This is a genomic window from Streptomyces sp. ISL-100 (assembly GCF_018614615.1).
Lineage (GTDB): Bacteria > Actinomycetota > Actinomycetes > Streptomycetales > Streptomycetaceae > Streptomyces.
The window spans coordinates 14,795-27,716 of the sequence record NZ_JAGGOK010000012.1; the positions used below are offsets into that span (position 1 = coordinate 14,795).

Consider the following 12,922-nt stretch of genomic DNA (forward strand, 5'->3'; position numbering starts at 1 on the left):
GATGCCCACCTCCGAATACGCGATCGAGGCCGTCGGACTGCGCCGTTCCTACGAGACCAGAACAGGGTGGCTCAGACCGCGGCGCCTGGTGATCGAGGCCGTGCGCGGTGTGTCCTTCCAGGTGCCCAGAGGGGAGCTGTTCGGTCTGCTCGGCCCGAACGGCGCGGGAAAGACCACCACCATCAAGATGCTCAACACCCTTCTGCTGCCCACGTCGGGCCGCGCCTCGGTGCTCGGACACGACGTGGCCCGGGACCCCGTGCAGGTCCGCCGACGGATCGGATACGTCTTCGGCGGCGACAAGGGGCTGTACGAGCGGCTTTCCGCGCTCGACAACCTCCGCTACTTCGCGGAGCTCTACGGGGTGGACCCTCGGGAGCAGAAGGCCCGGATCCCCGAGATGCTGGAGATCGTGGGGCTTCTGGGCCGGGAGCAGGAACGCGTCGAGGGTTACTCGCGCGGCATGCGGCAGAAGCTGCACATCGCGCGCGGACTGCTGCACCGGCCCGAGGTTCTCTTCCTGGACGAGCCGTCCATCGGTGTCGACCCGGTGGCGGCACGGGAGTTGCGGGCGCTGGTCGCCGATCTGGCGGCCTCCGGCATCACTGTCCTTCTGACGACGCACTACATGGCGGAAGCGGACGAACTCTGCGACCGCATCGCCGTCATCGACCACGGCGTCATCCAGGCCGAGGGAACCCCTGCCGAGCTGAAGGAGCGGGTGCGGAAGCTCGACGTGATGGAGATCGAGGTCCGGGACAGCCTCGACGAAGCGCGTATGGACGCGCTGCGGAGACTCCCCGGGGTGGAACAGCTCAGCGTGGAGACCGGAGACATCGCCGACACCCTGCAGGTGCACGTGAGGCCGTCGGACGAGGTCCAAGCCGCCGTGATCGCGGCGCTCGACGGCGTGCGGACCAGGCGGATCGTGACGCGGGAACCCACGCTCGAGGACGCCTACGTCGCCATCATCGCGCAGACCGACGACGCGGAGCGGACCGGCGATGCGGTGCAGGTGCCGGCATGACGCGGACCCTCGGCAGGCTCCGGCGGCTCGTCGCCGTCGGAGTCCGCACGCACCTGCTGCATCTGTCCCGCTCGGGCGTCGATCTCGTCGTGGCACTCTTCTCGCCTCTCGTCTACGCCACGCTGGCGGTCTACCTCTTCCGCGCCGGCGGCCACCCGGACCGCCTGCTGCAGGCCGCTGTCGGGGCCGGCCTCATGGGTGTCTGGTCCTCCGTGCTCTTCGGGTCCGGCGGGGCGATTCAGGACCAGAGATGGCTGGGCACGCTCGAATCGCTGGTGATCGCGCCCACCCGCCTGTTTCTGGTGGTGCTCCCGATCACCTTCGCCACGTCGCTGGTGGGCATGTACTCGATGTTCGCGACGATCGCCTGGGGCGCACTGCTCTTCGGGGTCCCGCTCACCCCGGCCTCCCCGGCGCTCTTCGCCCCCGCGCTGATCGTGTGCGTGGTGGCGCTGGGCATGCTGGGCATGTTCCTGGCCTCCACGTTCGTCCTCCTCCGGAACGCCAACGCGCTTGCAAACGCGCTGGATTACCCGGTGTGGATGCTGTCGGGAATGCTCGTGTCCACCACCGCCCTCCCCGGCTGGACGCATGCGGTGACGTGGATCCTTCCCACGAGCTGGGCGGCGCGAGCCGTTCAGGCCGCGACCGGAGGGGGGGCGGTCGCCCTGCCGGCGGCCATGGCCCTCGGACTGGGCGCCGCCTACATGCTGCTCGCGTTCGGGGGCCTGAAGTGGGTCGAGAAGCGTGCGCGTCAAGCAGGGACCCTGGCACTGGCATGAGTGGAGACAACCGATGAGTACCTTCGCCCGTACGGTGCGCTTGGTGGTCCTGGGCGGAGGGATGTCCTATCGCGCCCTGTTCAACTGGACGAGCCCCCCGATCTTCATCGGGACCCTGATCGTCAGTCCGCTCTTCCAGATCTTCTTCTTCGTCCATGTGGGCCGGACGCTGGGGGTGGCGGACGACCGTTTCTACCTCATCGGCAACACCGTGCTCGCGGCGAGCGTGTCCTGCGTATACGGCGGTGTCATGGCCGTGTCCAAGGAACGCCGCTGCGGAACCCTCGGGACGGTCCTCCTCAGCCCGCGGGCCCGGGTCCCGCTGTGGGCCGGGCGTGTCCTGCCGTACGTGGGCAACGGCTTCCTGGTCATGTGCTTCATGCTGGTGGCGGGATCGCTGGCCCTGGGAGTCGAACTGCCGCTGTCCGTCGTCGGCGGTGTGGTCGTGACCTTTGTGGTGTCGGCGGTCTCCTGTGCCTTCTTCGGTCTGTCCCTGGGGGCGTTCTCGCTCCGGGTGCGGGACGCGTCCGTCGTCTCGAACATGGCCTTCACGCTCCTGATCCTCTTCAGCGGCGCGAACCTCCCGCACGAGGCCATGCCGGACTGGATGCGGGCCGTCGCGACCGTGACACCCATGTCGCACGGCATCGAAGCCCTCCGTGAGCTCTTCGCGGGAGCCTCCTACTCCGCCATCTGGCCCGACCTCGCGGCCGAGGGCGCACTGGCAGTCGGCTACGCGGCCCTGGCCCTGGTCCTGCTGCGCCACTTCGAGCGGCAGAGCCGGGCGACGGCCTCCCTGGACATCGCGTGAGGACTGGCGGGAGCAACATGTTCGACGTGCCGTCCGTCGCCGGCTCTGCGGCGATCGACAGAAGGAGCTATTGCGGTGTGAGTCACGGCAACCTTGGGTGAGCTCTATCAAGGTCCCTTCTGGCAGGACCTCGAACCGCACATAGCCATTGTCTCGCTGCCGGTCGACAAATTCAGCTGGTGCCATTTCACCGAGGGTGCGGATGATTCGCCCGGAGATCCCGCCGGCCTGACGGGGAAAGCGAAGTCGGCCAGGGCGATCGAGCTCTTCCTCGAATATTACGGGGAGAGCCCGCGTCCGGGGCGCTGGGAGTATTTCAGCGAACTCGAAGTGGGCAAGGGGATGGCGAGTTCGACCGCCGACATCGTGGCCACGGTGAGGTGCCTTTTCAACCTCTACGACATCGCCTACGACCAGCGGGTGGTCACGCACATCCTCGATCGGATCGAGCGAGCCGACAGCGTGTTCATCGACGAGTTCGCCCTCTACCTGAGCGGGCGGCACCAGGTCGTCCGGAACTTCGGCAGCGATCTGGGCTTCTACACCTGCTACGTCGTGGAGAGCGGGTCGGTCGACACCGAGGCGCTCGGTACGCGACTTGTCGACCACTATCGCGCGTACGCCGCCGACTACGCGGCCTGCCTCACGGAGCTGAACGGTGCGTTCGCCGTCGGCGACGCACTCCGGGTGGCGCGGTGCTCCTCCCGCAGCGCGGCGCTCTCGCAGCACGTCGTACCCAAGGCGTCCTACGAGGAGATGGTGGCGCACCAGGAGGCGTTCTCCGCCGACGGAATCTTCGTGGCGCACACGGGGACGGTCATCGGCTATCTCTTCCGTGCGCGACCGAGTCGATTCGCGATGGACGAACTGTCGTCCTTCTTCAAGCGGCTCGGACAGCAATGCTATTTCGCAAAGGGGGGCTGGGGTCAGGTATGAGCACATCGCCGAGGCGGTCAAGACACCGGCGATCATCAGGCTGCAGGACAACCTCTATGTGGCCAGATTCGAGACGATGAAGATCTATTCGGCGCTCGCGGCCGTGCGGCACCTGATCGAATCCGGCACGGTGCGCCGTGGTGGAACCCTGGTGGACAGTTCCAGTGGCATCTATGCCTACGCGCTCGCGCTGGCCTGCCACCAGTACGGCATGAAGTGCCACATCGTCGGTTCGACGACCGTCGACCGCGTCCTCAAGGTGCAGCTGGAGATACTCGGCGCGACCATCGAGCAGGTCGACCCGTCGGCGAGCCTGAAGCTCGACCAGAAGCAGCGGGTCGAACGGATCCGGGAGATTCTCGACGAGCGCCCCGACGTCCACTGGATGCAGCAGTACCACAACGACATCCACTACCTCGGGTACCAGGAGTTCGCCGATCTCGTGCGCAAGGAGATCCACAGCGACGAACTGACCGTCGTGGGGGGTGTCGGCTCCGGGGCTTCCCGGCTCCGGGGCTTCCACCGGTGGCCTGGTCACGTACCTGAGGGAATCCCTGCCCGACGTGGAGCTCTGCGGAATCCAGCCGTTCGGCAGCGTCTCCTTCGGAAGCGAGGGGATCGACGACCCGGAGGTCATCATCGCCGGGATCGGCAGCTCGATCCCGTTCCGGAACGTGCACTACGAGCTGTACGACCGCATTCACTGGATCAGCTTCCGGAACGCGCTGTCGGGCAGTGTCGAACTGCTCCGGGAGCACGCGGTCTTCGCGGGCCTCTCGACGGGCGCCGGCTACCTCGCGGCACGCTGGGAAGCGCGGCAGGCACCGGACCGCCCCCACCTCTTCATCGCGGCGGACACCGGCCACCGCTATGTCGACGCGGTGTTCGCCCGGCACGCCGAAGCCCTCCCGCTGGACCGACTCGCCCCCACGCCCGCGGAAAGCCTCCAGGACCTCACCTTCCCCTGGTCCGTCCTGGACTGGAACCGGCGTCCCTATGACATCAACGAAGCGGAGAACTCCCGTTGATCATCGTCGCTCTGGAATGGCTGACCTTCGGACTCGACCGGCTGATGGAGGCAGCCAGGCAGCGCGGGGTCGCGGTCCAGCTCCTGACCCGTGACCGCGGTGTCTACCGGCACGACCTCGGCGGGTCCGGGACCGACGGACTCGACGTCGTCGACCTGGACACCTTCGACACCGAGCAGGTCAAGCGGCATCTGGCCGGAGTCCCCGCTCTCGAGGGACTCATCAGTACCACCGACACCTGGAGCCTCACGGCGCTGGACCTCTGGGACGACCTGGACCTGCCGGGCCAGAACCCCGCCGCGGTCCGCCTGACCCGGGACAAGGCGGCTCTCCGCAACCGGCTGCACGGCGAAGGGCTGTCCCGCGGCGCGGGCATCGCCTTCGAGGCCGGCGGCATCACGGCGGCGGAGCTCGCCGAGCGCGTCCCGTTCCCCGTCATCGTCAAGGACCGCGCCGGGACAGGCAGCCGGAACGTCTGGCCGGCCGCGTCTCACGACGAGCTCGAGGCGGTGCTGGCGCAGGCCCGCGAAGCGGAGCTGCGCGGCGGCCTGACCGCCGAGCCCTTCTTCTCCGGCCCGCTGTACAGCGTCGAGACACTCAGCTGGGAAGGCGAGACCCGGGTGCTGGGCGTCAACAGCCGGATCACCTCCTCGCTTCCCGAATTCCGGGAGGTGGGAGTCGGCTTCCCCGTCGCGTTCCCCCAGGACCGGGCCGCGGAGATCACCGAATGGATCACCGGCGTACTCGCCGCGATCTCCTACACCACCGGATTCGCCCACACCGAGTTCATCGTCACCGACGACGGGCTCGAGGTCGTGGAGATCAACCCGCGCCTGGGCGGGGGCCTGATCGGCGAGACCATGTGCGAGGCCCTCGGGGTCAACGTCTACGACGCCTTCCTCGACCTCGCCCTCGGCAAGCGGCCCTCCCTGATGGATCTGCCCCTCACCCCGGTCCAGGGCGCCGCCCAAGTCCTGCTGTACGCCTCGGAAACCGGCGTCTTCGAGGGCCACGAAGGCCTCGGGCTGCACACGGGCCACCCCGGCGCCCCACGGTTCTACCCGGTCAGGGCGGAGGGCGACCGGATCGCCGACGTCACGGATCAGCGGGGCAACACCGCGATCGTGCTCACCACCGGTGAGACGACGGAGATCGCCATGCTCAACGCGCTGTCCGCGGCGGCGAAGATCCGGATCAAGGTCACCCGGGACGACTCGTGAGCCGGGACCGTCACCTTGTCCTGATCGGTCCCCACGCGGCGCTCTGCGAGCGCGCCCGGCGAGCCGGCGTCGGCGTCATCGTGGTGGACACGCCCGGGCGGCTCACCCCGGAAGTGATCGCCCTCGCGGACCACGTCATCGCCACCGACTACACGGACGTGACACGCACCGCGGAGCTGATCGCCGCTCTCGGCCGGGACCTGGACATCGTGGGTGCGCTCTCCCTCACCGAGTTCGGCCTGATTCCCGTGGCGCGGATCAGCGAACTGCTCGGCCTTCCCGACAACCCCGTGGAGGTCGTCAAGAGGGTCAGGGACAAGGATCTGATGCGGCGACGGCTCGCCGGCGACGACCGGTTCTCCGTTCCCGCCGCGCTCGTGAGCGACCGGAACGAGCTCGACCGCTTCCTCGCGGAGCACCCGGCGCCCGTCGTCGTCAAGCCGCACGACGGCGCCGGCAGCATGGGCGTGCGCCTGATCGACGACGGCCGGATCCCGGACGGTCTGGCGTACCCGCTGCTGGCGGAGACGTACCTCGACGGACGTGAGTACTCGGTGGAGGCGCTCTCGGTCGGAGGAGCGCACACGATCATCGGGATCACCGAGAAGGTGCTGTTCGACGACTCGTTCGTCGAACAGGGCCACCACTTCCCGGCCCCGCTGTCCGACGTGGACCGTGCCCTCGTGCACACCTACGTACGGGACTTCCTCGACCGGATCGGCCTGCGGGACGGGCTCAGCCACACCGAGGTGATCCTGACCCGTGAAGGGCCCAGGGCCGTCGAGACCCACACCCGCAACGGCGGCGACCACATCACCGACCTCGTACAGATGGCCACGGGGTTCGACATGCTCGACGCCGCGGTGCGCATCCGGGCGGGCCTGACGGCTGAGGTGCCGGCCGTCCCCGAGCCGGCCAGGGCGGCGGTGATCCGCTACTTCGCGCCCCCCGCCGGAACGGTACGGGAGGCCTACGGCGCGGCTGCGGCCCGCTACCTCCCCGGCGTCGCCGACCTCCAGCTGACCGTCCGGCCGGGCGACGAGGTGCGGCCGCCTCGCTCGTCCCTGGACCGGGTCGGCTACGTGATGGCCGTCGGCGCCGACCTGGACGAGGCCCGCGGGCACGCCGAGACCGCCATGGAAGCCGTCGTCCTGACGGTCGAGTGACACACGAAGGAAACGGATCGCAGTGAAAACGTCCGTCACAAGACGACCGACGATCGTCCCACCCCCCGGGCCCGTCCGCCGGTTCACCCTGGTGGTGCTCCTCCGGTCCGTGGGCAGCGGCCTCTTCATGACCGGCAGCGCGCTGTTCTTCACCCGTGTCGTGGGGCTGAGCATCGGACAGGTCGGCTTCGGCCTGTCGCTCGCGGCGGGCATCGGCCTGCTGACGATGGTTCCGATCGGCCGCCTGGCCGACCGGTTCGGAGGGAAGCCCGTCTACCTGCTGCTCCTGGTCGTCCAGGCGCTGTCGATGGGCGCCTACGTGGTGGTCGGATCCTTCTGGGCGTTCTTGCTGGTGGCCTGCCTCAGCGCGGTGGCCGACCGCGGAACGGCCGGCACCATCGGCGCCCTCGTACACGGCCTCGGGAACGGGGGTTCGGATCGGGTCCTCGTCCGTTCCTACCTCCGCTCGACCGGCAACATGGGGCTCAGCGCCGGTGCGCTGCTGGCCGGTGTCGCCCTGCAGGCCGACACGGCCGTCGGATACACCCTCCTGATCGCGGGCAACGCGCTCATGCTGCTGACCGCCGCGGCGGTGCTGTGTCCTCTGCCCATCGCGGCGAGCGGCCCGCAGACCGGGACAGCGTCGCGGCAGCACGGCCACGGGAAGAGGAAGCGGTGGGGCGGGGCGCTCAGGGACCGCCGTTACATGACGCTCACCGCCCTCAGCGGAATAGCTACCCTGCACTACCACATCCTGGCTTTCGCCATGCCGCTCTGGGTGGCGAACTGGACGTCCGCCCCACGCTGGATGATCTCCGGGATCCTCGTCGCCAACACCGTCCTCATCGTGCTCTTCCAGGTCCGAACGGGGCAGCTGGCGACCACACTGACCGGGGCCGCCCGCGCCGCCCGGCTCGCCGGCGTCTTCCTGGCGCTCGCCTGCGCCGTCATCGGGTTCTCGGCTGACGCGCCCCTCATGACGGCCGTGCTCCTGCTCGCCCTGTGGGGTGTCATCCACTCCGTCGGAGAGCTGCTCCAGGCGTCGTCGGAGTTCTGCCTCAGCTTCGAGCTGGCACCCGACGACGCGCAGGGCGAATACCAGAGCACCTTCGCGCTCGGGGAGGGGATCGCCCGCGTCGTCGCGCCCGGCCTGCTCTCGGTCACGGTGCTGTCGATCGGCACCCCGGCGTGGCTTGGGGTCGGGTCCCTGCTTCTCGGTGCGTGCCTCGCGACCTCGTTCATCGCGCTTCGAGCGAGCCGGGAGCTGCCGGTGGGTGAGCTCCTCGCCCCCGAGCCGACGCGAGCGAGCCCTTAGACCAGCCCGGTGGGAAACGGTTCGCACTAGTGCGGGAAACGATCACCGCTGGCGTCCGCGTATGTCCTGACCAGCATGTTTCGTCGGTGCCCCGCTCCTGCCGGGCACGTGGGAGACGTCGCCGGAGGCGGGGGGGGGATCCACTCGCTGTTGCCGCCGAACGCGCCGTCGGACGGGAGCGTGCCAGTGCCGTCGATCTCGGCAGCGGGCTGTCGCCGGTGAACCGGGCGGCGTAGAGGGTGCCCTCGTCGAGCAGGCGCGTGTTGTGGGCGCGCGGCGGGGCTGTTGCCCTTCCGGTAGGTGTGCCGGGAGACGTACTTGTAGAGGTAGTTGAAGCTTTCGTCGTCGCTCATGTACTTGTCCAGGTGCGGGGCGATCGCGTCCAGGGCACGCGCGAGGCGGTCGCCGTTGAGCAGGTCGGCCTCGATGTCGAAGACCTCCGCCACCTCCCACTCGCGCGCCCAGTCCCCGACGCGGAACAGCGGCGCGGGAGCGGTCAGCCGGTTCGCCACCAGTACCTCGATCACCTGGCCGTGCGTCAGGTCCGCCCGCGGATCGGGTGGACACAGAGCGTCGACGATCCCCGCGACGTCCAGCCGGCGCAGAAACTCGGCAGCGACAGGCAGAGCGCCCAGACGCTTGGTCACCACGGACTCGATCACGACCTCCATGCGTGGGCGTTCCGTCCGTGGCCGCGAGGACCGGGAAGTCATCGACACACCCGGACCAACGCGGCCACCCCCTCGATGGGCACCGGCAAGACCGTCAAACCATCTGATTCAGCGACCCGCGAAGTACGGGCCCAGTGACACGCCATCCCAGCCTGCACACAGGCGTTTCCGCAGGGCAACCCACATTTCCGCACCCTAGACAGCACCCTCAACTGTAGAACTCAAGTCGTAGAGGGCACTGATTCGGCGGCTACTTCTTGCCACTCCCAGAGGTTCCTCCATGCCGGAACTCCACCACGTCGCCGTCCTGCATGACGTATTCCTTGCCCTCCATGCGGGCCTTGCCCTTCGCGCGGGCCTCGGCTACCGAGCCGGTCTCGACCAGGTCGGCGAAGGAGATGACCTCGGCCTTGATGAAGCCCTTCTGGAAGTCGGTGTGGATCACACCGGCCGCTTCGGGGGCCGTCGCGCCCTTCTTGATCGTCCAGGCGCGGGTCTCCTTGGGGCCTGCCGTCAGGTAGGTCTGGAGGCCCAGGGTGTCGAAGCCGACGCGGCCGAGGGTGGCGAGGCCGGGCTCTTCCTGGCCCATGGACTGGAGCAGCTCCAGGGCCTCGTCGTCGTCGAGCTCGATCAGCTCGGACTCGATCTTCGCGTTGAGGAAGATCGCCTCGGCGGGGGCGACGAGCGCGCGCTGCTCGTTCTTGAAGTCCTCGTCGACCAGCTCGTCCTCGTCGACGTTGAAGACGTAGAGGAAGGGCTTGGTGGTGAGCAGGTGCAGCTCGTGGAGGAGCCGGCCCTTTTCGGTGCCTGCCGTGATGCCTGCCGCGAAGAGCGTGGTGCCCGTTTCGAGGATCTTCTGGGCTTCCTCCACCGCTGCCAGGACCGCGACCTTTTCCTTCTGGAGGCGGGACTCCTTCGTCAGGCGCGGGACCGCCTTCTCGATGGACTGGAGGTCGGCCAGGATCAGCTCGGTGTTGATCGTCTCGATGTCGTCCTTCGGCGAGACCTTGCCGTCGACGTGTACGACGTTCTCGTCCTTGAAGGCACGGATGACCTGGCAGATCGCGTCGGACTCGCGGATGTTCGCCAGGAACTTGTTGCCCAGGCCCTCACCCTCCGAGGCGCCGCGGACGATGCCGGCGATGTCGACGAAGTCCACCGTCGCGGGGAGGATCTTCTGGGAGCCGAAGATCTTGGCGAGCGTGGCCAGCCGCGGGTCGGGGACGCCGACGACGCCGACGTTCGGCTCGATGGTGGCGAACGGGTAGTTGGCCGCCAGCACGTCGTTCTTGGTCAGGGCGTTGAACAGGGTCGACTTGCCGACATTCGGCAGGCCGACGATTCCGATCGTGAGCGACACGTTGGCGACTTCCTGAAGTGAGGACTGGCCCGGGAGTGGACCGATCCCCCAGTTTACGGGCGGGCGGCGGGAGGCCGACGACGGGAGCTTCGGGAGGCTTCGGGGGGCGCCGATCGGCCACGTTGCGTCGAACGCAGGGCCAAGGTCGGCCAAAGGGCGTGTCCTGCGCCTGATTCGTCCCTCCCTGCGACCTACGTTGTCCAGGTGGAGCAACACAGGGCACGTCCCCCTCGTCCCCAGCAGCGGTCGCAGACCCCCCTGCTCCCCTCGGGCGGATCCGCCGACGCCGCCGCGGTCTACCGGGTGGCAGCGAGACCGGCGCGACCGGTGCCGCCCGTCGTGCTGGCGCTGCGACGGCTGCCCAATCCGCGGCTCACCGGGCTCGGCAGCGGGCTGTTCGCCGCCGCCGTGATGCTGGTGCTCGGCGGTCTCGACCGGCTGCTGTTCGACGGTTCGCCGGTCGTGTACGGGCTGCTGTTCCTGCCGGTCAGCGCCCTGACCGCACTATGGGTGCGACCCGCCGATCTGGTCACCGCGCCGATCGCCGTACCCATCGCCTTCGCCGTCGGCCTCGTGCCGATCGCCGGGGGCGCGAGCGGGTTCGGCAGCCGGATCATGGCCGTGGTCACGGCGCTCGCCGTACACGCGGGCTGGCTGTACGGCGGAACGCTCGTCGCCGGGCTCATCGCGACCGTACGCAAAGTGCGGCTGATGACGCGGCGGCGGGCGATCCAGGCCGCCGCCCAGCGCGCCGCCGCCAGGCGTCCGAGCCCGGATCCCGTGGACTAGGGCCTGCGGACTAACTACGCGGCGCCGCGCCTGCCGCCATCGCCGCTCCCACGATGCCCGCGTTGTTCTGGAGCTGCGCGGGGACGATCTCCGCACGGATGCCCTCGATCAGCGGGAGGAACTTCTCGGCCTTGCGGCTCACCCCGCCGCCGATGATGAAGAGCTCCGGCGAGAACAGCATCTCCACGTGCGCCAGGTACTTCTGCACCCGCCGCGCCCAGTGCTCCCAGTTCAGGTCCTCGTCTTCCTTGGCCTTCGTGGAGGCGTGCTTCTCCGCGTCCTGGCCGTTCAGCTCCAGGTGCCCCAGCTCGGTGTTGGGCACGAGGTTGCCGTCGAGGAAGAGTGCGCTGCCGATGCCCGTACCGAACGTGAGCAGCAGGACCGTGCCCTTGCGGCCCGCGCCCGCGCCGAACGTCATCTCGGCGACGCCGGCCGCGTCGGCGTCGTTGAGGACCGTGACCGGCAGGCCCAGGCGGTCACTGAGCATGGCGCGGGCGTCGACGTCGATCCATCCCTTGTCGACGTTCGCGGCGGTACGGGTGATGCCGCCCGTGACCACTCCGGGGAAGGTGACGCCGACCGGGCCGCTCCAGCCGAAATGGCTGACGACCTCATGGACGCACCCGGCCACGCCGGACGGCGTGGCCGGGTGCGGGGTCAGTACCTTGTGCCGCGGCTCCGCCAGGTCGCCGCGCTCCAGGTCCACGGGAGCGCCCTTGATGCCGGATCCGCCGATGTCCACTCCGAAGACGTTCATGGACTCAACGTTACGGTGTGGCACTGACAGTGTCGCTGAAAGTCACTTTCCGGAGAGGCGGGCCGCTTCGGCACGCAGGTCGCGGCGCAGCTCCTTGGGCAGCGAGAAGGTGATCGACTCGTCGGCGGTCTTCACCGTCTCGACGTCGCCGTAACCACGCTCGGCCAGCCATTCCAGTACGCCGTCGACCAGGACGTCGGGCACCGAGGCGCCGGAGGTCAGACCGACCGTCGTGACGCCTTCCAGCCACGCCTCGTCGATCTCGTCGGCGAAGTCCACCAGGTGCGCGGCGGGGGCGCCCGCGTCCAGGGCGACCTCCACCATGCGGATGGAGTTCGAGGAGTTCTTGGAGCCCACGACGATGACGAGCTGCGCGTCCTCGGCGAGCTTCTTGACCGCGATCTGGCGGTTCTGCGTGGCGTAGCAGATGTCGTCGCTGGGAGGCGAGAGCAGGTTCGGGAACTTCTGCTTCAGCGCGTCGACCGTCTCCATCGTCTCGTCGACCGACAGCGTGGTCTGGGAGAGCCAGACGACCTTCGACTCGTCGCGTACGGAGACGTTGGCGACGTCCTCGGGGCCGTCGACCAGGGTGATGTGGTCGGGGGCCTCGCCGGAGGTGCCGATGACTTCCTCGTGGCCCTCGTGGCCGATCAGGAGGATGTCGTAGTCCTCCTTGGCGAAACGGACGGCTTCCTTGTGGACCTTGGTGACCAGCGGGCAGGTCGCGTCGATCGTCGCGAGCTTCCGCTCGGCGGCCTCCTCGTGCACGGTCGGCGCGACGCCATGCGCGGAGAACATGACGATCGAGCCCTCGGGGACCTCCGCCGTCACGTCGACGAAGATCGCACCCTTCTTCTCCAGGGTCTGCACGACGTACTTGTTGTGGACGATCTCGTGCCGGACGTAGATCGGCGCCCCGTACTGCTCCAGGGCCTTCTCCACGGCGATCACGGCACGGTCCACGCCCGCGCAGTAGCCACGGGGAGCGGCGAGAAGGACACGACGGGCGGCGGTAGCAGTCATGTCCACCATCGTAAGGCCGCGCCACGCAGGCCAGGGG

The 12,922-nt window shown here is 68.7% G+C and carries 11 protein-coding genes and 3 pseudogenes; 9 read left to right on the forward strand and 5 right to left on the reverse strand.

Going from position 1 to position 12,922, the window contains the following annotated elements; all coding sequences use genetic code 11:
- The first annotated feature begins 1 nt into the window (after position 1).
- The 8 genes and pseudogenes from J7E89_RS07080 to J7E89_RS07115 all read left to right on the forward strand — a co-directional run bounded on the left by J7E89_RS07080 (position 2) and on the right by J7E89_RS07115 (position 8,285).
- Positions 2 to 1,027, forward strand: coding sequence for an ABC transporter ATP-binding protein (locus J7E89_RS07080; RefSeq protein WP_214969621.1), 1,026 nt, complete (start codon positions 2 to 4; stop codon positions 1,025 to 1,027).
- Positions 1,024 to 1,809, forward strand: coding sequence for an ABC transporter permease (locus tag J7E89_RS07085; RefSeq protein ID WP_214969622.1), 786 nt, complete (start codon positions 1,024 to 1,026; stop codon positions 1,807 to 1,809). Before J7E89_RS07080 ends, J7E89_RS07085 begins: the two co-directional genes overlap by 4 nt.
- A gap of 13 nt (positions 1,810 to 1,822) precedes the next feature.
- A complete protein-coding gene (locus J7E89_RS07090) occupies positions 1,823 to 2,620 on the forward strand; it encodes an ABC transporter permease (RefSeq protein ID WP_214969624.1) in 798 nt (265 codons plus the stop codon).
- A 93-nt stretch (positions 2,621 to 2,713) separates the two neighbouring features.
- Positions 2,714 to 3,556, forward strand: a complete 843-nt coding sequence (locus J7E89_RS07095; protein ID WP_251060208.1) for a hypothetical protein — start codon at positions 2,714 to 2,716, stop codon at positions 3,554 to 3,556.
- Positions 3,525 to 4,584: pseudogene (locus tag J7E89_RS07100) on the forward strand (pyridoxal-phosphate dependent enzyme). Before J7E89_RS07095 ends, J7E89_RS07100 begins: the two are co-directional and overlap by 32 nt.
- A complete protein-coding gene (locus J7E89_RS07105) occupies positions 4,581 to 5,804 on the forward strand; it encodes an ATP-grasp domain-containing protein (protein WP_214969626.1) in 1,224 nt (407 codons plus the stop codon). Before J7E89_RS07100 ends, J7E89_RS07105 begins: the two are co-directional and overlap by 4 nt.
- The gene (locus tag J7E89_RS07110) at positions 5,801 to 6,970 is read left to right on the forward strand and encodes an ATP-grasp domain-containing protein (protein ID WP_214969627.1); all 1,170 of its coding nucleotides are present in this window, start codon (positions 5,801 to 5,803) and stop codon (positions 6,968 to 6,970) included. Before J7E89_RS07105 ends, J7E89_RS07110 begins: the two co-directional genes overlap by 4 nt.
- Before the next feature lie 22 nt (positions 6,971 to 6,992).
- The gene (locus tag J7E89_RS07115; RefSeq protein ID WP_214969629.1) at positions 6,993 to 8,285 is read left to right on the forward strand and encodes an MFS transporter; all 1,293 of its coding nucleotides are present in this window, start codon (positions 6,993 to 6,995) and stop codon (positions 8,283 to 8,285) included.
- Between the two features lie 99 nt (positions 8,286 to 8,384).
- Here J7E89_RS07115 and J7E89_RS40630 read toward each other — a convergent pair.
- The 3 genes and pseudogenes from J7E89_RS40630 to ychF all read right to left on the reverse strand — a co-directional run.
- Positions 8,385 to 8,641 (reverse strand): annotated as a pseudogene (locus J7E89_RS40630) (alkaline phosphatase PhoX); the annotation flags it as partial.
- Between the two features lie 27 nt (positions 8,642 to 8,668).
- Positions 8,669 to 8,998, reverse strand: a pseudogene (locus J7E89_RS07120) (DUF4277 domain-containing protein); the annotation flags it as partial.
- Between the two features lie 208 nt (positions 8,999 to 9,206).
- A complete protein-coding gene (gene ychF, locus J7E89_RS07125) occupies positions 9,207 to 10,316 on the reverse strand; it encodes a redox-regulated ATPase YchF (protein ID WP_214969631.1) in 1,110 nt (369 codons plus the stop codon).
- Between the two features lie 204 nt (positions 10,317 to 10,520).
- Here ychF and J7E89_RS07130 point away from each other — a divergent pair, with 204 nt between their 5' ends.
- The gene (locus tag J7E89_RS07130; protein ID WP_214969633.1) at positions 10,521 to 11,105 is read left to right on the forward strand and encodes a DUF6542 domain-containing protein; all 585 of its coding nucleotides are present in this window, start codon (positions 10,521 to 10,523) and stop codon (positions 11,103 to 11,105) included.
- A gap of 10 nt (positions 11,106 to 11,115) precedes the next feature.
- Here J7E89_RS07130 and ppgK read toward each other — a convergent pair whose 3' ends face one another.
- Both ppgK and J7E89_RS07140 read right to left on the reverse strand, forming a co-directional pair.
- Positions 11,116 to 11,862 (reverse strand): polyphosphate--glucose phosphotransferase, encoded by a 747-nt coding sequence (ppgK, locus tag J7E89_RS07135; protein ID WP_214969635.1) that lies wholly within the window; start codon positions 11,860 to 11,862, stop codon positions 11,116 to 11,118.
- A gap of 42 nt (positions 11,863 to 11,904) precedes the next feature.
- Positions 11,905 to 12,894: a 4-hydroxy-3-methylbut-2-enyl diphosphate reductase gene (locus J7E89_RS07140; RefSeq protein WP_214969638.1), complete on the reverse strand. Its 990-nt coding sequence runs from the start codon at positions 12,892 to 12,894 to the stop codon at positions 11,905 to 11,907.
- Positions 12,895 to 12,922 lie beyond the last annotated feature (28 nt).